Raw genomic sequence first — 20,668 nt, 5'->3', positions numbered from 1 at the left:
TTCGGCGCTCTGGACGGTCTGGTCGTTGGCGTCAAGGATGACCACCTCGACCTCCGTCAGTACGGCGTTCGAGGCGCTGGCGGCGATGCCGCTCACGCTCATGCCCTTTCCGGTGCGGATGTTGACCGGGTAGTGCATCCCTTCCAGACGAAGGCTGTCCGGCGAGGCCGTGACACTATTCTGATCCGAGGTGATGTACCAGTAGCAGGACGCCCCCGCGATGGAGATGCTTGCCGCCGAGATGGGCACGCGGCCCAGCGAAACGCTCCCGGCCGGGTCGGAGCAATAGAAGACGCCGTCGGTGTAATCCGTCAGGAGAACGGCGTGGGGACGGCTGCGGTCATAGAGGACGATGCCCTCGGGGTGCTCGGCCAGCAGCTGGATGAGCGTCTGCTTCTTGGCTTCCGTGCCGGAGGGCAGGGTGGCGTAGCCCACCTGCATGGCATTATAGTTGAAACTGTGGGCCAGTCCCCCGGACCATGCACTGCCCCGGACGCTATTCTCGGTCACGTCCGTCCAGTCGGTCAGGCCGTCCAGAAAAGCGCGGCGGCGAAGCATCATGGCGGCAGAAGCCAGCGTACAGGTTCCGCCCCGGCTCTGTTTGAAGTAGAAGCCTGCGTCCACATTGAGGTCTACGGCCAGCGCTCCCGGCAGCATCACAGCCATCATCACGAGCGACAGCACAAGGGCCATCAGTTTCTTCCACATCCGGTGCGGCGCACATTCCATGTTTGACTCATCCCTTCAGCTATTATCGCAATTTTCAAAAATAGTGCCTATCAAAATAGCATATTTGCGATATGCAGTTTGCGGATGTTGCTTGTGCATTAAAAACGCAAACTGCTATATTCACTGCTGTAAAGTATAACAGTTTGTTACACTTTTGTAAACCACATGAAGACTTTTTTCTCAAATCTCACACCCTTTGTACACAGTTTCAGAGCAGAATGCACAATTATCGGCTAACTTTTTGGGCTATATCACAAAAAAGCCCCCGCCATCCCGAGGGACAGCAGGGGCAGGAATGGAACGAAATTTCGTTTAGAACAGGCCTGTGATCTTGCCGTCGGCGTCCACATCGATACCCACGGCAGCGGGCTTCTTGGGCAGACCGGGCATGGTCATGATGTTTCCGCAGATGACCACCACGAAACCGGCACCCGCAGCCAGACGCACCTCACGCACCTCCATCGTAAAGCCGGTGGGCGCGCCGGTGAGCTTGGCATTATCGCTGAAGCTGTACTGGGTCTTGGCGATGCAGACGGGCAGATCGCCGTAACCCATCTCCGTCAGCTCGGCCAGCGTCTTGGCGGCAGCAGCGCTGTAGCTCACGCCGTCGGCGCGGTAGATCTTCGTGGCGATGGCGCTGATCTTATCCTTCAGGGGCATCTCCAGCGGGTAGGTGTACTGGACGGAGCAGTCCTCCATGATGTCCAGCACCTTCTCTGCCAGCGCTTTGCCGCCCTCGCCGCCCTTGGCAAAGACTTCGCTCAGGACGCAGGGCACGCCCTGCTCGGCGCAGACCTGCTCGACGTAGGCCTGCTCCTCGGCGGTGTCAGTGGGGAAGGCGTTGATTGCCACCACCACGGGCAGACCGAAGCCGTTCTTCATGTTGTCGATGTGGCGGACAAGATTGGCTGCGCCCTTCTTGACGGCCTCGAGGTTGGGAGCGTTCAAGTCCGCCTTTGCCACACCGCCGTGGCTCTTGAGGGCGCGGAGGGTCGCTACCAGCACGCAGGCGCTGGGCGCAATGCCCGCATAGCGGCACTTGATGTCAAGGAACTTTTCCGCGCCGAGGTCTGCGCCGAAGCCGGCCTCGGTGATGACGTAATCGGCCAGCGAGAGGCTGAGCTTGGTGGCCATGACACTGTTGCAGCCGTGGGCGATGTTGGCGAAAGGGCCGCCGTGGATGATGGCGGGGTTGTTCTCGAGGGTCTGGACGAGGTTGGGGTCGAGCGCATCCTTCAGCAGGGCGGTCATGGCACCGGCCGCGCCGATCTCCCCGGCGGTGACGGGCTTGCCGTCGTAGGTGTAGGCGCAGACGATCTTGGCGAGGCGCTCTTTCAGGTCGGAGATGCTGGTAGCGAGGCAGAAGATGGCCATGACCTCGCTGGCGACGGTGATGTCGAAGCCGTCCTCCCGGGGAGTGCCGTTGACCTTGCCGCCCAGACCGTCCACGATGAAGCGGAGCTGACGGTCGTTCATGTCCATGCAGCGCTTCCAAGTGATGCGGCGGGGGTCGATGTTCAGGGGGTTGCCCTGCTGGATGCTGTTGTCGATCATCGCGGCCAGCAGGTTGTTGGCTGCGCCGATGGCGTGGAGGTCACCGGTGAAGTGGAGGTTGATGTCCTCCATCGGCACCACCTGCGCATAGCCGCCGCCGGCTGCGCCGCCCTTGACGCCAAAAACGGGGCCGAGGGAAGGCTCGCGGAGGCAGAGCATGGTCTTCTTGCCCAGCGCATTCATGGCGTCGGCCAGACCCACGCTGGTGGTCGTCTTGCCCTCGCCTGCGGGGGTGGGGCTGATGGCCGTGACGAGGATCAGCTTGCCCTGCTTCGAGGCCTTATGGATGAGGCGGTGGTTGATCTTGGCCTTGTAGCGGCCATAGGGGATCACGTCCTCGTCGGCAAGGCCCAGACCGGCGGCGATCTCTGCGATGGGCTTCATTTTGGCTTCCTGTGCGATCTCGATGTCAGACTTCATGTTCAGCATCCTCCTTGATAACAAAAAAGGCAGCTTTGCGCACCATTACGCAAGGCTGCCCAGACGGTCGGCAAAAAGCTTTTCTTCCCTTCCGCACTGTGGTGCTCCACAAGATCCGTCAGCAGAAGGGTCAGCTAACATCTAAAAGATAACACACCCGCGCAGGGTTTGTCAAGCACAAACGAAAAAAGACGCTCCCGCCTTGCAGCGAGAGCGCCTCTTTGTTCAAGAATCGAAATTCAAGAAGCCAACTTCAGGGAGATTAAATTACTTAACCTCAACCTTAGCGCCGGCATCCTCCAGCTTCTTCTTGATGTCGTCAGCCTCAGCCTTGGAAGCCTTCTCCTTGACAGCCTTGGGAGCGCCATCAACGATAGCCTTAGCCTCCTTCAGGCCCAGACCGGTGATCTCCTTGACCAGCTTGATGACGCCCATCTTGCCAGCGCCAGCCTCGACCAGGATGACGTCGAACTCGGTCTTCTCTTCCTCAGCGGCAGCAGCAGCGCCAGCAGCAGCGGGAGCAGCAGCAGCAACAGCAGAAACGCCGAACTCCTCGCAGTATGCGTCGATCAGCTCTTTCAGCTCCAGAACGGACAGCTCCTTGACGGAGTCGATGATGGCAGTAATCTTCTCAGAAGCCATAGTAGTAACCCTCCAATATAAATGGTTTGTTGTTTGTTTCAGATGTGTTTTAAGCAGCGGTCATGCAGCCATTAGGCAGCAGGCTCCTCCTGCTTGTCGGCATAAGCCTGCATTGCAACAGCCAGACCAGACAGAGTGCTGGTGAGGGCGCCTGCAAACATGGACAGCATGCCTTCGCGGTTGGGCAGCTTTGCGATGGCGTTGGTCTCGGCAGCGTCCATGACCTTGCCCTCCATGAAGCCTGCCTTCACGACGAACTTCTTGGACTTATCGCCATCCTGATACTTGCACAGGATGCGGGCAGCGGACATGGGGTCCTCCTCGTGAGCAAAAGCGATAGCGGTATCGCCCTTGAACTGCTCAGCCAGGGCCTCCAGAGAAGTGCCCTTGACAGCCAGACGCAGCATGGTGTTCTTCACGACCATGTAATCGACGCCTGCCTCACGCAGCTCCTTACGGAGCTTGGTGTCGTTCTCGACGTTGATGCCGCCGTAAGCGACGACGCAGCCGGAAACCGCACTCTCAAACTTTGCCTTCAGATCAGCGACATAAGCCTGCTTCTCAGAAAGAATCTTTGCACTGGGCATTCGGTTTCACCTCGTTTCAAAAACTTATATCGAAAGCTGGTGAGCAACGAAAAAAGCCTCTTTCCCGCACTTGGCCGAGAAAGAGGCATAAAGCAACTTTACGCACGTTTCTCGGCAGGCGGCATAGCCTTACGCTGGACTCCAGCACCTGCTGTCTCAAAAACAGCATGATTATTTTACCGCAAACGTGCGGAGTTGTCAAGTACTTTTTTGAATTTTTTCAAAAAAGTACTCTTGATCCAAAAATCAGACGCCGTACTTCAGGGTGTTGAGACGGATGCCAGGGCCCATGGTGGTGGCGATGGTAGCGCTCTTGAAGTAAGTGCCCTTTGCAGCGGCGGGCTTAGCCTTTGCAATGGCGCTCATGACGGTATCCAGGTTGGTGTACAGCTTCTCTGCACCGAAGGAAGCCTTGCCCACGGGGACATGGATGATGTTCTGCTTGTCCAGACGGTACTCGATCTTACCAGCCTTGGCCTCGGTGACTGCCTTGCCCAGATCGGGAGCGACAGTACCAGCCTTGGGGTTGGGCATCAGGCCGCGGGGGCCCAGCACCTTACCGAGACGGCCGACGCGGCCCATCATGTCGGGGGTGGTGACGACAACGTCGAAGTCCATGAAGCCGCCGGCGATCTTTGCGATCAGCTCATCATCACCGACAATATCAGCGCCGGCTGCCTCAGCAGCAGCGGCAGCAGCGCCCTTTGCGATGGCGCAGACGCGGACGGTCTTGCCAGTGCCGTTGGGCAGGACGACAGCGCCGCGGACCTGCTGGTCAGCGTGGCGGCCATCGACGCCCAGACGGACGTGCAGCTCGACGGTCTCGTCGAACTTGGCAGAAGCGGTCTTGCAAGCCAGCTCCAGAGCCTCGTTCACATCGTACATTTTAGTAGAATCGACCAGCTTTGCAGCGTCGACATAGTGCTTGCCATGTTTCATTGTATATCCTCCTGTGTGGTCATGCGGGCAGTGTTATGCCCTCCCACTGTTTATGTCTCAGCCCTCGACAGTGATGCCCATGGAACGGCAGGTGCCGCGGACCATGCTGCATGCAGCTTCCAGAGAAGCAGCGTTCAGGTCGGGCATCTTGGTCTTGGCGATCTCTTCCACCTGAGCGGCGGTCAGAGTAGCGACCTTTTCCTTGTTGGGCTTGCCGGAAGCGGTGTTGATGCCAGCGGCCTTCTTGATCAGAACAGCTGCCGGAGGAGTCTTGGTGATGAAGCTGAAGGAGCGGTCAGCGTAGACGGTGATGACGACGGGGATGACATAGCCCATCTGATTCTTAGTACGCTCGTTGAACTCCTTGGTGAAGGCCATGATGTTGACGCCCTTCTGACCCAGAGCAGGGCCAACAGGGGGAGCCGGAGTCGCCTTGCCGGCCTCGATCTGCAGCTTAATGTAGCCAGTAACTTTCTGTGCCATAGTAAATGCACCTCCAAAAATCTGTGGTGAGTTGCGGCGCGGTGTCTCCGCGCCTCCCACGAGCGCGCACCCGATGTGCACGCTCTATAAGAACCGCACTGCGGTCTTACCTTGGTAGAACGGTCTGTGCCGGTTGGTTACGGCAGCTCGACCTGCGCGATGTCCACCTCTGCGGGCGTCTCGCGGCCGAACATATTGACCTTGAGCTTGACTTTGAAGCTCTCGGTATCGATCCCCTCCACAAGGCCCATAAAGCCTTCCAGAGGGCCGGCGGTGATCTGCACGGTATCGCCGACTTTGAAATCGACGGTCAGCGGAGCCGCCTTCTCGACGCCCATCTTCTCCACTTCCTCAGCGGTCAGGGGGACAGGCTTCGAGGCAGGGCCGACGAAACCGGTGCAGCCGCGCGTGTTGCGCACGACATACCAAGTGTCGTCGTTCATGACCATCTTGACCAGAACGTAGCCGGGGAACAGCTTGTGCTCCACCATACGCTCCTTGCCGTCCTTGATCTCGGGGACCATCTCGGTCGGGACCTTGATGTCGCAGATCAGATCCTGCAGGCGGCGGTTCTCCACCATAGTCTGTAAGTCCGTTGCCACTTTGTTTTCGTAGCCGGAATAGGTATGCACGACATACCAAAGAGCCTCATTGGACTGCTCTTCCATTCTGGTTGACCCTCCGTTTCAAGATGATTCAAGCGCCGATGATAAGGCCCAGAATACCGCCGAAGACGGCATCCAGTGCGATCATCACGACGGCTGCGATCGCCACAGTCACGAGCACCACGACGGTGTTGGTCTTGATGTCCGCCTTAGACGGCCACACGACCTTTTTCAGCTCGCTCTTCGTGTCGCGGAAGAACTTTGCCGCATTTGCGGCAAAACCCTTCACGGCGGCCTTCATTCTGGCCACAAAGCCCGGCTTTTTCTCGGTTTTGTCTGCCATGATGTTGTCCGCCTTTCTTACTTGGTTTCGCGATGAACGGTGTGCTTCTTGCAGAAGCGGCAGTACTTCTTCATCTCGAGACGATCGGGGTTGTTCTTCTTGTTCTTCGTGGTGTTGTAGTTGCGCTGCTTGCACTCGGTGCAGGCCAGAGTGATTTTAACGGTCATTTGTTGACACCTCCATTATAACGGTTGTTTTGAACCTCCCTCGGCTTGCGGGTGTGCCCTCTAAACAGGCGCACTTAATAACCCCGCAAAAGAGGTGTTATCATTGTATCACGTCTTTTTCCATTCGTCAAGCGGAAATCCTGCGTTTTTTCTGGTTTTTTGCTTTTTCTTTCTCCCGGCCTGTCTGTGCGGCGGCGCTTGCATCCCGGACATAAATATTATATAATAAGTGTATCTATGGATATAGACTAAATTTTGGGCCTGTCTGCCGGGTGCAGCGGCCCTGAGATCAGGAGAGATCGATTATGTTATCCGATTCTGAACATAAAATGTGCGTCGTCGTCCTGTTCGGCGGGATGTCCAGTGAGCACGAGGTCAGCCGCGTGTCCGCCGGCACCTTCGTGGACCAGCTCGACCGCCAGCGCTACGAGCTGCTGACCATCGGCATCACGAAAGATGGCCGCTGGCTCTACACCGAAGCCACCTCGGCCCAGATGGCCGACGGCAGCTGGGAAGAGCTTCCGGGCAATATGCCCTGCGTGGTCAGCCCCGACCGCGCCGACCACGGCCTCATCCTCTTCACCCCCGCCGGGCAGGTGGAGAAGGTCCGCGCCGATGTGGTCATCCCCGTCCTCCACGGCCTGTGGGGCGAGGACGGCACCGTGCAGGGTCTGCTGGAGCTGGCCGGCATCCCCTACGTCGGCTGTGGCGTTCTGGCCAGCGCCGTCTGCATGGACAAGGCAGTGGCCAACGCTATGTTCGACGCTTCCGGCATCCCCCACACCAAGTGGCTCTCCGCCACCCGCTGGGAGATCGAGTGCGACCCCGAGGGCGTCTGTGACGGCGTCATCGCCAAGCTGGGCTGGCCCATCTTCGTCAAGCCCGCCAACGCCGGTTCCAGCGTGGGCATCACCAAGGCCCACGACTGCACTGAGCTGAAGGAGGCCATCCGTCTGGCTCTGGCAAACGACCGCAAGGTAGTCTTTGAGGCCTTCGTGGACGGCCACGAGGTGGAGTGCGCCGTCATCGGCTCTGACCCCGCCGTCTCCACCCGCCCGGGCGAAATTCTGGCAGGCGCGGAATTCTACACCTACGACGACAAGTACAAGAACGGCGTCAGTCAGGTGGTCATCCCGGCAAAGCTGCCCGAAGAGAAGCTGGACGAGGTGAAGACCTACGCCGCCATGGCCTACACCGCACTGGGCTGCGAAGGTCTGGCCCGCTGCGACTTCTTTGTAGAGAAGAACACCGGCCGCGTCCTCATCAACGAGATCAACACCCTCCCCGGCTTTACCCCCATCAGTATGTATCCCAAGCTGATGGAGCACGAGGGCATTCCCGTGCCCGCCCTCATCGACCGCCTCATCGCTCTGGCTCTGGAAAGGACGGAAAAGCAGCATGGATAACCGTCCCATCGGCGTATTCGACAGCGGCCTTGGCGGGCTGACCGGCGTGCGGGAGCTGCGCAAGCGCCTTCCCCACGAGAACATCGTCTATTTCGGCGATACCGGCCGCGTCCCCTACGGCAGCCGCAGCCCTGAGACTATTTTGCAGTACGCCCGGCAGGACATCGCCTTCCTGCTGTCGAAGGATGTGAAGTGCATCATGGCCGCCTGCGGCACGGTGTCCAGCATCTACCCCGCCGCCGAGGCCGCGAAGCTCCCCGTCCCTTATCTGGGCGTCGTGGACGCCGCCGCCCGGGAGGCAGCCTTCGTCACCCGCAACCGCCGCATCGGCGTCATCGGCACGGCGGCCACCATCCGTTCCCGCAGTTATGAGACCCTGCTGCGGAAGCTTGTCCCCGGCGTGGAGATCACCGCCCGTCCCTGTCCCCTCTTCGTCCCCCTCGTGGAGGCCGGTTATGTGGACCACAGTGCCCTCGACAAGCAGCAGGTGACCCGTCTGGTCATCGCGCAGTATCTGGCCGAGGTGCGGGAGGCCGGGGTGGACACCCTCATCCTCGGCTGCACCCACTATCCCCTGCTCAAGGAGATGATCGGCTGGTACATGGGCAAGAACGTCACCCTCGTGGACCCGGCCCAGACCGCCGCCCATCATCTGGAACGGACGCTCAGCGAGCACGGCCTGAAGGGAGACCACGAAAAGGGCGAGGCCCATTTCTACGTCAGCGACGTGCCTGACAGCTTCGCCCAGACCGCCGACCTTTTCCTCGGGGAGTACAAGGGTGGACTCATCGATCAGGTCGCCATTGAAAAATACTGATAAGGACACAAAACTGTGAGCAGATCACCCATTGAAAATTACATCATCCGCATCAAAAGCTCCATCGACCAGTTCGACAACGAGGGCGTCATCCGCGAGGAGGACCGCGACCACATCGAGCTGATGACCCGGGGCAGCTTTACCAAAAAGAACGGCAGCTACTACATCTCCTACAAGGAGACACAGACCATCGGCTTCGAGGGCTGCACCACCACCATCAAGATCGCCGAGGACGGCAGCCGAGTGGCTCTTCTCCGCTTCGGGCGGGCCAACAGCCAGCTCCTCATCGAGCGCGACCGCCGCAACCTCTGCCACTATGAGACGGAGGTCGGCTCTCTGACGCTGGGCGTCACCGGCGACGGCATCGATTGTCAGCTGACCGAAAAAGGCGGCAGCGCCTCTTTCAGCTACCTGCTGGACGCCGACGATGCCCGCATCGTCAGCCGCAACACGCTGGAAATGACGGTACAGCACGTCAACTAAGGATATGCACCTCAAATGAAAGGAATCATACCAATGACCGACTTTGAAAAGACCTACCAGAACTACAACCCCCGGCAGACCGCGCTGGACGAGGCCCGTGCCCTGCTGACTGCCGCCGCCAAGGCCGCAATGGCCGACGGCGCTCTGCCCGAGGCCGAGCTGCCCACCTTCATTGTGGAGATCCCCGCCGACGTCAAGAACGGCGACATCGCTTCCAACATCGCCATGGCCGGTGCACGCACCTGGCGCAAGGCCCCCAAGATGATCGCCGACGCCCTCATCGCCCACCTGCCCGACCTGACCGGCGGCGTCTTCGCTAAGGTCGAGGTGGCCGGCCCCGGCTTCATCAACCTCTTCCTTGCCCCCTCCTTCTGGGCCGGCGTCGTGCTGGGTGCCTGCGCAAACAAGGAGTATGGCCGCACCGACCACGGCAAGGGCGCAAAGTACAATGTGGAGTTCGTCTCTGCCAACCCCACCGGCCCCATGCACATGGGCAACGCCCGCGGCGGCGCTCTGGGCGACTGTCTGGCCGCTGTCCTCGACTGGTCGGGCTACGACGTGACCCGCGAGTTCTATATCAATGACGCGGGCAACCAGATCCAGAAGTTCGGCAAGAGCCTCGCCGTCCGCTATCTCCAGCAGTACTGCGGCGAGGAGGCCTATCCCCTGCCCGCTGAGTGCTATCAGGGCGGCGACATCAAGGTTCTGGCCGGCGAGTTTGCCGAGCAGAACGGTGACAAGTACGTCGCTGCCTGCAAGGGGATGGACGAGGAGACCCTCTTTGAGAGCGAGGCCTTCGCCGCCCTCAAGGACGCCCTCGTGGCCTACGCCCTGCCCAAGAACATCGCTGCCCTCAAGCGCGACCTCGGCAAGTACCGCATCGACTACGACGTCTGGTTCCACGAGAGCACCCTCCACGAGTCCGGCGCTGTGCTGGCCGTGGTGGACAAGCTGCTGGAGCTGGGGGCCTGCTATAAGGCCGAGGACGGCGCTGTGATGTACCGCAGCGCCCAGTACGCCGCCAAGTACGGCACCGTCAACAAGAAGAAGACCGACGACGGCACCGAGGAGGAGGCCAAGGACGAGGTCCTCGTCCGCGCCAACGGCATCCCCACCTACTTTGCCGCCGACATCGCCTACCACTACAACAAGCTGGCCACCCGCGGCTTTGCCAAGGCCATCGACGTCTGGGGTGCAGACCACCACGGCCATGTCGCCCGCATGAAGGGCGCTATGGACGCCATCGGCCTCCACGGCGAGGACCTCGACGTCGTCCTGATGCAGATGGTCAACCTGATGCGGGACGGCCAGCCCGTCCGTATGTCCAAGCGCACCGGCAACGCCATCACCCTGACCGACCTGCTGGAAGAGGTGCCCATCGACAGCGCCCGCTTCCTGTTCAATATGCACGACGCCGGCAGCGGCATCGACTTCGACCTCGATCAGGCCGTTAAGACCGACAACGACAACCCGGTCTACTACGTCCAGTACGCACACGCCCGCATCTGCTCCATCCTCAAGAAGATGGAGAGCGAGGGTGTGGCCTTCGCAGGCGCGGAGCAGATCGACGCCACCCTGCTGACCGAGCCGTCTGAGATGGACCTCATCCGGATGCTGGCCGCCTACCCGCAGGAGATCGTCATGGCCGCCGAGAAGTATGACCCCAGCCGCATCAACCGCTTCGTCATCGACCTCGCCAGCGCCTTCCACCGCTTCTACGGCAGCTGCCGCATTCAGGGCGCAGACCCCGCCGTCCAGCAGGCCCGTCTGGCCCTCTGCATCGGCGTCAAGAACGTCATCTTCAACGCGCTGACCATGTTCAAGATCAATGTCCCTGAGAAGATGTAAGCCGCCTCTCCGTACCTTATAAGATAAGCAAAGCGCCCCCGGAGCTTGAAAAAGTTCCGGGGGCGCTTTTTGGCTTGTGTTTTCCGAAACGGCGGCGGAGCTTACTCCTCCGTCACCTCAAAGTCCAGCGGCTTGCCGCAGTTGGGGCAGACAGGCTCGCCATCCAGCAGGGCTTCCTCGTCTACAACGGAGGTCGCGCCGCAGGCGGGGCAGGTCACTTCGTACTGCACCGGACCGTCCTGCTCGGCTGCTTCGTCGTCCTCGGGGTCTTCCAGTGCGACCTCAAAGGCCACCTTGCAGCTGGGGCAGATGGCTTCGCCCACGTCGAGGTCATCCTCGCTCACATAGACGGTCTTGCCGCAGGCCGGGCAGGCCACCTCGTAGTAAGGCTCACCTGCCACATCCGCGTTGTCGTCGGCCTCGGTCTCGTCATCGGAGTCGTCCTCTTCTTCCTCGTCCTCGGCGTCGTCCTCTTCGTACAGGTCTGCTTCAAGGTCTTCCAGCTCTTCGCTCAGGTCGTTGATCTGGTCGTAGGCATGGGTGACATCCTCGTCGATGCTGTCCACAGTCTCGGCCATCTCGCTCAGCAGCTCGCTCATAGCTTTGATGACCTTGCCCTCTTTGGTGCTCTCATCAATGCCAAGGCCATCGATCAGGCCCTTCAGGTATGCAGCTTTTTCCTTCATAGGGAATACCTCCTATCGCAAAACAGCATTTTATGAAAAAACCGGGCAAACGGTCGCCCGCTGCCCGGTCTTATCGATAACGTATCAGACGCGCTCCATATACTCGCCCGTGCGGGTATCGATGCGGATGTGGTCGCCCTCGTTGATGAACAGGGGGACGCGGATCTCAGCACCGGTCTCGACGGTAGCGGGCTTCAGGGTGTTGGTGGCAGTGTTGCCCTTGACGCCCGGCTCGGTCTGGGTGACTTCCAGCTCGATGAAGTTGGGAATCTCAACGCTGAAGACCTTGCCCTTGTAGCTCAGCAGCTTGCACAGCTCGTTCTCCTTGCAGAACTTGAAGTTATCGGGCACATCGCTTGCGTTGACGGGGATGTCATCGTAAGTCTCGTTGTCCATGAAGTGGTACAGGTCACCATCCTCATAGCTGTAGGTCACGTCCTTGCGCTCGATGAAAGCCTGCGGGAACTTAGCGGTCGGGTTGTAGCTGGTCTCGACCACAGAGCCGGTGATGACGTTCTTGGTCTTGGTGCGGACAAAGGCAGCGCCCTTGCCGGGCTTGACGTGCTGGAACTCGACGACCTGAAGAACCTGGCCGTCCTGCTCAAAGGTCACGCCATTGCGAAACTCGCCTGCAGAAATCATAGGAATTCCTCCATTAGTTTAATGTCTCAGATGCATTACGCATATCTCTATTTATTTTACCCAATCCCGCGCCGTTTGGCAAGGGGTTTCGGCAAAAAAGACGCTGAAAATAGCAAAAAGTGCAAAGAGGTTATCCCTTTGCCTCTTGATACATCCTCTTCATGGCCTGCGCATCCTCGGCCTGCGTGCCGGCGCTCTCGCAGATGATGACCGGTGCGAGCCTGCGCTCGGCCAGCAGCTCCATCAGAGGCTGCGGCTCAGGGCCGAACTGAGTCTGCGCAAAGGTCCAGTGGCGTTTCTCGCCCCCGGCGGAGAACTCGATGCGGGAGAAGTGGACGTGGAAGCGCTGGGCACGCTCATCTCCCAGCGCCTCACCCAGACGGTCGAGGAGGACGGCATAGTCCGCCTTGGACTGGATGCCGCCCAGCGTCCGGGCGTTCAGGTGGCCGAAGTCGATGCAGGGCGTGATGCGCTCATCCACCCCGCAGAGGGCCAGCACCTCGTCCAGCGTGCCCAGCTGGCCGATCTTCCCCATGGTCTCGGGGCAGAGGGTCATATCGCCGTAGCCCGCTTCATCCAGCGTTTCCACAGCCTGGCGCATGGTGTCCAGCGCCTTTTCGAGGGCAGCTTCCCGGCTCTGTCTGCCGCAGCTGCCCGAGTGGAAGATGATCCGCCTGCCGCCCAGCGCCCGGCAGACCTCGGCGCTCTGGAGGAGGTAGCGGACGCTGTTCAGCCGCTTTTCTTCCTCAAGGCTGGACATACTGATATAATAAGGTGCGTGGACGCTGAACAGGATGCCCCGCTCTGCGGCGTCTGCGGCCATCCTCCGGGCCTTATCCACCCCGAGGCGGACGCCGTGGCCGCACTGGTACTCGAAGGCGTCCAGCCCCATCTCTGCCGTGTAGGCGGGGATGTCGAGGCTGGTCTTGTAGCCCTTGGCCTCGAAGCTGTCGCTGGTGCCGGCGGTGCCGAACCGGATATGCCATTCGCTCACAGCGTCTTCCCTCCCCGGTCGTAATACTCCTGCCAGTGGCGCTTTTCCCACTTGCGCTTGAGCACCACCTGTGCGCCGAGGTCAGGGCCGCGGGGAATGACCATCAGCCCCAGGATGCCGTAGAGGGCCGCCGCCATCCGGTCGGCGTAGAGCTGGTCGCCCACCATCGCCATCTCCCGGCGCTTCACGCCCATCCGGCGGCGGGCCGCCATCAGGGCGAAGGGCAGGGGCTTTGCCGAGCGGTAGAGATAGGCCAGCCCCAGCTTCTGGGCGAAGGGGCGGACCCGCTTCTCTGCGCCGTTGGAGACGATGGTAAGGCCGATGCCGGCCTCCCGCATCCGGGCCAGCCACCCGGCCACCTCGTCGGGCAGCTCCTGACTGCGGTCGGCGGTGAGGGTGTTGTCGATGTCCAGCACAAGGGCGCGGATTCCCTTTTCTGCCAGAAACTCCGGGGTGATGTGGGTGACATCCTTAAACACATATTCGGGCGTGATCAGCATAACGGCTTTCCCTTTCTCTGCTCTCTGCCGTAAATGAAAATAGAGGAGCCTGAAGTTCAGGCTCCTCTACATCGGCGTTAGCAACGCGTTTGAAATCTAAAGCAACAATGCGATTCCAAGCAGTTAATTACTTGAACTTACGCTTGCGGGCTGCTTCGGACTTCTTCTTGCGCTTAACAGACGGTTTCTCGTAAGCCTCGCGCTTACGGACCTCTGCGAGCACACCGCTGCGGGCAGTGCTACGCTTGAAGCGACGCAGTGCGCTCTCCAGCGACTCGCCCTCTTTAACACGAATTTCCGACATCTTATTCCCTCCCTTGGACCGTGAGGCAGGAATTTCGTTGTTACATGGTAACTAACAGTAGACAGTATAGCGCATTTTCATGCGTTCGTCAACCTTTTTCAGAAAGTTTTTTTGAAAGTTTTTTCGAAAAAACATACTCCTCTTTGGCTCCCCTTTTTAGGGGAGCTGTCTGCGCAGCAGACTGAGAGGTTTAGCCCTTGACTGCCAGATTGACCAGACGGCCCTTGACGTAGATTTCCTTCACCACAGTCTTGCCAGCCAGAGCCTCAGCGACGGCCGGGTCAGCCTTTGCGGCGGCGATGGCGTCCTCAGAGGTGATGTCTGCGGCTACCTTCAGACGGGCCTTGACCTTGCCGTTGACCTGCACGGCGATTTCCACGGTGGACTCGACGCACTTGGCCTCCTCGTACTTGGGCCAGGGATAGTAGGCCAGCTGCTCGTCGTGGCTGTGGCCCAGCTTCTCCCACAGCTCCTCGGTCATATGGGGAGCGAAGGGGTTCAGCAGCTGGACGACGGTCTCGAACTCAGCCTTGGTCGCGCCGCCATTGTCGTACAGGGCGTTCACCAGCGTCATCAGCTGGGCGATGGCGGTGTTCATCTTCAGGCCCTCGATGTCCGCGCCCACCTTCTTGATGGTCTGGTGCATCAGGGTCTCGATCTGAGGACGGTAGCCCTCGCCCTCCACCAGCTTGTCGGACAGTGCCCACACGCGGTCGAGGAAGCGGTTGCAGCCTGCGATGGCCGAGGTCTGCCACGGTGCAGCCTGCTCGAAGTCGCCCATGAACATCTCATACAGACGCATGGTGTCGGCACCGTAGGTATCCACCACCTCATCGGGGTTGATGACATTGCCCAGAGACTTGGACATCTTGACGATGGGGTGGCGGGCCATCTCGCCGTACTTCTCCTCCAGCGCCTTCTCGGCGGCCTTCTGGCTGCCGTACTCCTTCAGCAGCTTCTCCTGCTCCTCAGCGGGCAGGTTGACGAAGCTGTGGGGGTTCAGACCGAGGATCATGCCGTGGGCCGTGCGCTTCTGATAAGGCTCTGCGGTGGGCACGACGCCGATGTCGTAGAGGAACTTATGCCAGAAGCGGCTGTAGAGCAGATGCAGGGTGGTGTGCTCCATGCCGCCGTTGTACCAGTCCACCGGAGACCAGTATTCCAGCGCCTCCTTGGAAGCGATGGCGTCCTTGCAGTGGGGATCCATATAGCGCAGGAAATACCAGGAGGAACCGGCCCACTGCGGCATGGTGTCGGTCTCGCGGGTGGCAGGACCGCCGCAGCAGGGGCAGGTGGTCTTGACCCAGTCGGTATGACGGGCCAGCGGAGATTCGCCATCGGGGCCCGGCTCAAAGTCGGTGATGTCGGGCAGGGTCAGAGGCAGGCTGCTCTCGGGCAGGGGCTGCCAGCCGCACTTCTCGCACTTGACCATCGGAATCGGCTCGCCCCAGTAGCGCTGACGGCTGAAGACCCAGTCGCGGAGCTTGTAGTTGACCTTATCCTGCCCCTTGCCGTTGGCTTCCAGCCACTCGATCATCTTTTTCTTGGCGTCGGTGACAGACAGGCCATCGAGGAAGCCGGAGTTGACCAGCGTACCGGTGGCTACATCGGTGAAGGCCGCCTCGTCGAGGTTGGAGGGGATGTTGCCCTTGACGACCTCGATGATGGGCAGGCCGAACTTCTTGGCGAACTCCCAGTCACGGGTGTCGTGGGCAGGCACGGCCATGATGGCGCCGGTGCCGTAGGTGGACAGGACGTAGTCGGAGATGAAGATGGGGATCTCCTTGTCGTTGACGAGGTTGATGCCCATGACGCCGTCCAGACGGACGCCGGTCTTCTCCTTGTTCAGCTCGCTGCGCTCAAAGTCGCTCTTGCGGGCCGCCTCGGCCTGATAGGCTTTGACAGCGTCGGCGTTCTTGAGGATGCCCTTTTCCAGCCACTCTTTGACGATGGCGTGCTCGGGAGAGACGACCATGTAGGTCGCACCGAACAGGGTATCGCAGCGGGTGGTGTAGACGGTGAGGGTATCGCCTGCAGTGGTGCCGAAGTTGACCTCTGCGCCGTGGCTGCGGCCGATCCAGTTCTTCTGCTGGGTGGCGACGCGCTCGATGTAATCCAGACCATCCAGACCGTCGATGAGCTTATCGGCATAGGCGGTGATCTTCAGCATCCACTGGCTCTTGACGCGGTGGACGACCTCGCTGCCGCAGCGCTCGCAGACGCCGTTGACGACCTCTTCGTTCGCCAGCACGCACTTGCAGCCGGTGCACCAGTTGACGTTCATTTCCTTCTTGTAGGCCAGACCCTTCTTGTACAGCTGCAGGAAGATCCACTGGGTCCACTTGTAGTACTCGGGGTCGGTGGTGTTGATCTCACGGTCCCAGTCGAAGGAGAAGCCCAGAGCCTTCAGCTGCTGGCGGAAGTGGTCCACATTGTTCTTGGTGACGATGGCCGGGTGGATGTGGTTCTTCATGGCGAAGTTCTCGGTGGGCAGACCAAAAGCGTCCCAGCCCATCGGGTAGAGCACGTTGTAGCCGTTCTGGCGGCGCTTGCGGCTCACGACATCCAGCGCAGTGTAGCTGCGGGGATGGCCGACGTGCAGGCCCGCACCCGAGGGGTACGGGAACTCCACCAGTGCATAGAACTTGGGCTTGGCGTGGTCGATCTCAACGTGGAAGGTCTTTTCGTCCTCCCACACCTTCTGCCACTTGGCCTCCACGGCCTTGTAATCATACTTCATTTTTGTAATCAGCTCCAGACTTTTTCTAAAACAATACCAATGATTTATGACAAACTCAGCGATGCGGCGGACAACCTCTCAGTCTCGCTTCGCTCGACAGCTCCCCTACCGAGGGGAGCCTCTGGCGAAGAGATTAAGCTTTACGAAATGCCAAAGCCTCCCCTCGATAGGGGAGGTGGCACGCCGCAGGCGTGACGGAGAGGTTATCTCCACACCCGAGCCGTTCTCCTTACAGACTGTTATCCGGGGTCAGATACTCCGAGATGTCGATGGGTTCGCCGTCGGCCCACAGGTGCTCGAGGTCGTAGTAGGTGCGGGTGTTGGGCACGAAGACATGGACGATGACGCTGGAATAGTCCAGCAGCACCCAGTTCTTGGAGTCGAAGCCCTCGGTGGTGTGCGGCTCGATGCCGCTCTGGGAAAGCTCGTACTCCACCTCATCGGCCAGAGAGCCGACCTGCGTGGTGGACGTACCGGAGGCGATGACGAAGTAGTCGGTGAGGACAGTCAGGCTGTCCACCTTGAGCACCCGCACGTCCTGCGCCTTCTTCTTGTCGAGGATCTTTGCGATCTCAATGGCAAGGGTCTTGCTGTCGATGTTCTTATCCATAGATGTTTCTCCTTATCATTGTCCGACCGGCTGACCGTCGGTGGTGGTCGCGCCTGTCACATCGGTGTCGCCGCTGAGGATGGCGTCATCCGACTCCTTATCCAGCTGGCCCACGAACTGGACGTTGGCGCTGGTGGAGGCGGTGCCGTGGGGCCAGCTGTCCGTCACGAGGTTCAGCTCGTCGGCACTCACCGGGCCGGTATAATTGCGGAAATAGGTGTTGAGCAGCTCTGCGATGGAACCGGCGTCCGGCACCACACAGGAGTAGCCGTCAAAGCTCTCGGTCGCGCCCACATTGGGCACGCCCATGAAAACAGGGGTCTGCGCCAGCATGATGTTGGCGCTGTCGATGCGGGTGAAGGACACCAGCATCTTGGCGATGGTGGTCAGATCCATATCCGTGTGGATATAGTTGTTGAAGACCAGCGGCAGCTGGTTGAGCACGTCAGTGATGCCCATGCTGCGCACCCGCTTGAACAGGCCGGCGTAGAAGTAGCGCTGCATATTCAGGCGGTCGATGTCCGAGTTGGAGTAGCCCTGACCGTGGCGGCAGCGGACGAAGAACTCCGCCGATGTTCCGTCCAGATTGCGGTAACCCTTCTTGAGAGCGCTGCCTGCAAAGGACATATCGTGGGGGATATAGACCTCGATGCCGCCGAAGTTGTCCACCATCTCCACCAGCGCCTGCATATCCACCGTCACATAGTAGTCGATGGGCAGCTTGTACTGGTCATAGATGACCTCAGCCAGCGCGGCGATGCTGCCGCCGTTGGACAGGGCCACGGAGTTGATCTGATAGTTGGTGGCAGCGTAGGTCTTGCCGTTCGAAAGGGCGACCTTGCGGCTCTTGGTGGTCACGAGACTGTTGCGGGGGATCTGCAGCATCCGCAGCGCACCGCCCTTGATGTCGAACTGGCAGTAGAGGATCATGTCCGTCATGCCATCGTTGGAGGTGGGGTCGTTGGAGTAGTTGCGGCCCTCCTCGTAGTCGATGCCGCAGACGAGGATGTTCACCACATCGCCCTTGTATTCCTCGAGGGTCTGGATCTCCTCGATGATGGAGGGAGCATCCTCCTCCGGGCGGATATTCTCCTCCACCCGGTTCACCATGCTGGCGGCATACACCACCACGCCTGAGATGACGGCCAGCACCGCCAGCGTCACGACCAGCGGGAGCCAGAGCGGGGTCTTTTTCTTCTTTTTGCGGCGGCGGGGCGGCTCGCTTCTGCCTGCGGGAGACGGGGCACGGGGCGGCTTTGCGCCGCCGCCTGCGCCTGCGCGGCGCAGCGGCTCTGCGGGTCCTTCCTCTGCAAAGAAGTCCGGCTGGGCAGGCTGCACAGACCGGGACGCGGAGGCTTTTTCGGCCCGCTGTTCCGTCGGGCGGTTGAGTGAACGGTCTGTCTTGATATGACGCGGATTCTGACTCATTCCATCTTATTCCTTCCAAGCGTTTTAGGGAGCAGGCCGGCCGTCGGCCAAAGCTCCTGTGCTCTTTTTAGTATACCATTCTTCCCCACGATTCGCAATCAGCATTCTTTTTTCTGATGGTTCAGGATATCCTCGTAGGCAGCAGCGGATTCGGGGTCCAGCGGCTTGCCCTGCGAGAGGACGAAATCGTTGGTCTGCCGGAGGGCCGCCAGCATGGCAGCGTCGAGGTCCTTCAGCTCCAGCTTCCGCAGCCTGCTCACGCCGGGCCAGTCCCGCTCTTTGCTGGTCATGTCGGCCAGATAGACCACCTTGTCCAGCTTGGACATCCCCGCCTTGCCCGCCGTGTGACAGGCGATGGCGGAGAGGATGGCTTCGTCCTCCACGCCCCACTGGGTGCGGGCGAGGATGGCGGCACAGATGCCGTGCCAGACCGGGGTGGGCCGGGCCTCTCCGCCCTCGGCGTACTGGGGATACTGACGCATCAGCGCACGCATCTCGTCTTTGGAGATCTCTTTCGCAGCGTCATGGAGCAGCGCAGCCAGCGCGGCCCTGTTCTCATCCACGCCGTGGCGCTTGGCCAGCTTGACGGCCATCTTTTTCACATTCAGGGTGTGCTCGTAGCGCTTGTCACTCAACCGGCTGCGCACAAGCTCTTTTGCCTGTTTCTGGTTCATTTGTGACTTCTTCTCCTTTGGTGTAAAGCCCCTCGCGCCGGATGACCCGGCGCACCGAGGCCGGAAGCTCTTTTTCGCATTCCTCTCCGGCCGCGAGCCGTGCGCGGAGGGCGCTGGATGCCATGGGCAGAGCTTCCACCGGCGCGAACAGGATGCGGCTCCCGCTTTCGTCCAGCTGGCGGGCCTTTGCGTGGAGCGCCGGGTCGTCGCCGACGTTCCGGCTCGTGACCACCAGACGGGCCAGCCTCAGGATGTCCTCCCAGCGGCACCACCCGTCGAAGCTAAGCAGCATATCGCTGCCGATGGCCAGATACAGCTCATCGCCGGGATTCTCCCGGGCCAGCTTTTCCAGCGTGAGAACGCTGTAATTTTTCCTGCCCAGCGCGGCCTGCTCCACCTCCCAGCCGCTAACTTCGAGGCCGAAGCCCAGCTCCCGGGCCAGCGCGGCAAAGCACCCGCACATTTCCACCCGGAGCGGGCCGGAGGCGGTCGTGCCCTGCTTGAAGGGCGAGACGCCCGCCGGCATGACCACCACGCGGTCGGGCCTTACCCGGGCGGCGGCGGCGCGGAGGTTGTTCATATGGCCGTAGTGAGGGGGGTCGAAGGAGCCGCCGTAAAGCAGGACCCGCATTACTTCAGCAGGTCGGCGTAGGCGCTGTCCTTCTTTTTCTGGAGGTAGAGCACGAACTTGGAGCCGATGACCTGCACACAGTCGGCGCCGGTGGCCTCCGCCAGCTTGACGGAAGCCTCACGGGCGTTGTACATGCTGCTCTCCAGCACCTTCAGCTTGATGAGTTCGCGGGCCTCGAGGCAGTCCTTGACGCCCTGGATCATGGTCTCGTCGATCTCGCCCTTACCCACGATGAATACGGGGTCCATGGTGTTTGCCTTGCCGCGCAGGATCGCGCGCTGTTTGCTCGTCAGCATAATAGTTTCTCCTTTGTGATTCGTTTTATTTTAATATTCAGTATTGGTTGCAAAAAAGGAACATCCGTCGCGCAGCGACTTCAAATCGGAGAAACGAGAAAAAAGCGTTTAGCGAAGCGGCTAGCTTTTTTCCGTTTCGA

Annotated in this window: 24 protein-coding genes, 1 riboswitch and 1 other annotated feature; of the genes, 4 read left to right on the top strand and 20 right to left on the bottom strand. The window is 60.2% G+C overall.

What is annotated here, in order from left to right; genetic code table 11:
- The 9 genes from ACT8X9_RS08625 to rpmG all read right to left on the bottom strand — a co-directional run.
- The coding region (locus tag ACT8X9_RS08625; RefSeq protein ID WP_444268726.1) for a hypothetical protein at nucleotides 1-729 on the bottom strand (729 nt) is incomplete at its 3' end.
- Nucleotides 730-1,041: 312 nt separating this feature from the next.
- Nucleotides 1,042-2,703, bottom strand: a complete 1,662-nt coding sequence (locus ACT8X9_RS08620; protein WP_227619840.1) for a formate--tetrahydrofolate ligase — start codon at nucleotides 2,701-2,703, stop codon at nucleotides 1,042-1,044.
- A gap of 50 nt (nucleotides 2,704-2,753) precedes the next feature.
- Nucleotides 2,754-2,839: riboswitch (ZMP/ZTP riboswitch) on the bottom strand.
- Nucleotides 2,840-2,970: 131 nt separating this feature from the next.
- Nucleotides 2,971-3,345, bottom strand: a complete 375-nt coding sequence (gene rplL, locus ACT8X9_RS08615; protein WP_227619841.1) for a 50S ribosomal protein L7/L12 — start codon at nucleotides 3,343-3,345, stop codon at nucleotides 2,971-2,973.
- Between the two features lie 71 nt (nucleotides 3,346-3,416).
- Complete coding sequence (gene rplJ / locus ACT8X9_RS08610; protein ID WP_227619842.1) at nucleotides 3,417-3,932, bottom strand: 50S ribosomal protein L10; 516 nt, start codon at nucleotides 3,930-3,932, stop codon at nucleotides 3,417-3,419.
- Nucleotides 3,933-3,972: 40 nt separating this feature from the next.
- Nucleotides 3,973-4,111: a sequence feature (ribosomal protein L10 leader region), on the bottom strand.
- Between the two features lie 67 nt (nucleotides 4,112-4,178).
- Nucleotides 4,179-4,871, bottom strand: coding sequence for a 50S ribosomal protein L1 (gene rplA, locus ACT8X9_RS08605; RefSeq protein WP_227619843.1), 693 nt, complete (start codon nucleotides 4,869-4,871; stop codon nucleotides 4,179-4,181).
- 57 nt (nucleotides 4,872-4,928) lie between these two features.
- Nucleotides 4,929-5,354, bottom strand: coding sequence for a 50S ribosomal protein L11 (gene rplK, locus ACT8X9_RS08600; protein WP_227619844.1), 426 nt, complete (start codon nucleotides 5,352-5,354; stop codon nucleotides 4,929-4,931).
- 137 nt (nucleotides 5,355-5,491) lie between these two features.
- A complete protein-coding gene (gene nusG, locus ACT8X9_RS08595) occupies nucleotides 5,492-6,022 on the bottom strand; it encodes a transcription termination/antitermination protein NusG (protein ID WP_022257697.1) in 531 nt (176 codons plus the stop codon).
- 28 nt (nucleotides 6,023-6,050) lie between these two features.
- Nucleotides 6,051-6,302: a preprotein translocase subunit SecE gene (gene secE / locus ACT8X9_RS08590; protein WP_249234415.1), complete on the bottom strand. Its 252-nt coding sequence runs from the start codon at nucleotides 6,300-6,302 to the stop codon at nucleotides 6,051-6,053.
- Between the two features lie 17 nt (nucleotides 6,303-6,319).
- On the bottom strand, nucleotides 6,320-6,469 hold the full coding sequence (rpmG, locus tag ACT8X9_RS08585; protein WP_005920501.1) for a 50S ribosomal protein L33: 150 nt from the start codon (nucleotides 6,467-6,469) through the stop codon (nucleotides 6,320-6,322).
- Nucleotides 6,470-6,774: 305 nt separating this feature from the next.
- Here rpmG and ACT8X9_RS08580 point away from each other — a divergent pair, with 305 nt between their 5' ends.
- Genes ACT8X9_RS08580 through argS form a run of 4 tightly spaced genes read left to right on the top strand, consistent with a single transcriptional unit; the run spans nucleotide 6,775 to nucleotide 11,023 of the window.
- Nucleotides 6,775-7,875: a D-alanine--D-alanine ligase family protein gene (locus ACT8X9_RS08580; protein WP_444268725.1), complete on the top strand. Its 1,101-nt coding sequence runs from the start codon at nucleotides 6,775-6,777 to the stop codon at nucleotides 7,873-7,875.
- The gene (gene murI, locus ACT8X9_RS08575; protein ID WP_227619847.1) at nucleotides 7,868-8,692 is read left to right on the top strand and encodes a glutamate racemase; all 825 of its coding nucleotides are present in this window, start codon (nucleotides 7,868-7,870) and stop codon (nucleotides 8,690-8,692) included. The genes ACT8X9_RS08580 and murI overlap by 8 nt, the downstream gene beginning before the upstream one ends.
- Nucleotides 8,693-8,707: 15 nt before the next feature.
- Nucleotides 8,708-9,175 (top strand): DUF1934 domain-containing protein, encoded by a 468-nt coding sequence (locus tag ACT8X9_RS08570; RefSeq protein ID WP_227619848.1) that lies wholly within the window; start codon nucleotides 8,708-8,710, stop codon nucleotides 9,173-9,175.
- Between the two features lie 33 nt (nucleotides 9,176-9,208).
- Complete coding sequence (gene argS / locus ACT8X9_RS08565; RefSeq protein WP_444268724.1) at nucleotides 9,209-11,023, top strand: arginine--tRNA ligase; 1,815 nt, start codon at nucleotides 9,209-9,211, stop codon at nucleotides 11,021-11,023.
- 101 nt (nucleotides 11,024-11,124) lie between these two features.
- On the opposite strand, the gene ACT8X9_RS08560 is transcribed toward argS, so the two are convergent.
- The 11 genes from ACT8X9_RS08560 to ACT8X9_RS08510 all read right to left on the bottom strand — a co-directional run bounded on the left by ACT8X9_RS08560 (nucleotide 11,125) and on the right by ACT8X9_RS08510 (nucleotide 20,528).
- Nucleotides 11,125-11,709, bottom strand: coding sequence for a CD1247 N-terminal domain-containing protein (locus tag ACT8X9_RS08560; RefSeq protein ID WP_227619850.1), 585 nt, complete (start codon nucleotides 11,707-11,709; stop codon nucleotides 11,125-11,127).
- An 84-nt stretch (nucleotides 11,710-11,793) separates the two neighbouring features.
- Nucleotides 11,794-12,351, bottom strand: coding sequence for an elongation factor P (efp, locus tag ACT8X9_RS08555; RefSeq protein WP_015563681.1), 558 nt, complete (start codon nucleotides 12,349-12,351; stop codon nucleotides 11,794-11,796).
- A gap of 130 nt (nucleotides 12,352-12,481) precedes the next feature.
- Nucleotides 12,482-13,345, bottom strand: coding sequence for a TIM barrel protein (locus tag ACT8X9_RS08550; RefSeq protein ID WP_444268723.1), 864 nt, complete (start codon nucleotides 13,343-13,345; stop codon nucleotides 12,482-12,484).
- On the bottom strand, nucleotides 13,342-13,845 hold the full coding sequence (locus ACT8X9_RS08545; protein WP_444268722.1) for a YqeG family HAD IIIA-type phosphatase: 504 nt from the start codon (nucleotides 13,843-13,845) through the stop codon (nucleotides 13,342-13,344). Before ACT8X9_RS08545 ends, ACT8X9_RS08550 begins: the two co-directional genes overlap by 4 nt.
- Nucleotides 13,846-13,972: 127 nt before the next feature.
- Complete coding sequence (gene rpsU, locus ACT8X9_RS08540) at nucleotides 13,973-14,149, bottom strand: 30S ribosomal protein S21 (RefSeq protein WP_005928271.1); 177 nt, start codon at nucleotides 14,147-14,149, stop codon at nucleotides 13,973-13,975.
- A 190-nt stretch (nucleotides 14,150-14,339) separates the two neighbouring features.
- The gene (leuS, locus tag ACT8X9_RS08535) at nucleotides 14,340-16,889 is read right to left on the bottom strand and encodes a leucine--tRNA ligase (RefSeq protein ID WP_444268721.1); all 2,550 of its coding nucleotides are present in this window, start codon (nucleotides 16,887-16,889) and stop codon (nucleotides 14,340-14,342) included.
- A 229-nt stretch (nucleotides 16,890-17,118) separates the two neighbouring features.
- Nucleotides 17,119-17,499 (bottom strand): ribosome silencing factor, encoded by a 381-nt coding sequence (gene rsfS / locus ACT8X9_RS08530; RefSeq protein WP_149793852.1) that lies wholly within the window; start codon nucleotides 17,497-17,499, stop codon nucleotides 17,119-17,121.
- 15 nt (nucleotides 17,500-17,514) lie between these two features.
- Entirely contained in the window at nucleotides 17,515-18,927 is a 1,413-nt protein-coding gene (locus ACT8X9_RS08525) for an LCP family protein (protein ID WP_444268720.1), read from the bottom strand.
- A 98-nt stretch (nucleotides 18,928-19,025) separates the two neighbouring features.
- Entirely contained in the window at nucleotides 19,026-19,601 is a 576-nt protein-coding gene (yqeK, locus tag ACT8X9_RS08520; RefSeq protein ID WP_444268719.1) for a bis(5'-nucleosyl)-tetraphosphatase (symmetrical) YqeK, read from the bottom strand.
- Entirely contained in the window at nucleotides 19,555-20,232 is a 678-nt protein-coding gene (nadD, locus tag ACT8X9_RS08515) for a nicotinate (nicotinamide) nucleotide adenylyltransferase (protein ID WP_444268718.1), read from the bottom strand. Before nadD ends, yqeK begins: the two co-directional genes overlap by 47 nt.
- Nucleotides 20,232-20,528: a YhbY family RNA-binding protein gene (locus ACT8X9_RS08510; protein WP_227619857.1), complete on the bottom strand. Its 297-nt coding sequence runs from the start codon at nucleotides 20,526-20,528 to the stop codon at nucleotides 20,232-20,234. Before ACT8X9_RS08510 ends, nadD begins: the two co-directional genes overlap by 1 nt.
- Between the last annotated feature and the right edge of the window lie 140 nt (nucleotides 20,529-20,668).

Source organism: Faecalibacterium sp. (assembly GCF_052358865.1).
Lineage (GTDB): Bacteria > Bacillota > Clostridia > Oscillospirales > Ruminococcaceae > Faecalibacterium > Faecalibacterium butyricigenerans.
This window is presented reverse-complemented; position numbering and strand designations above follow the sequence as displayed.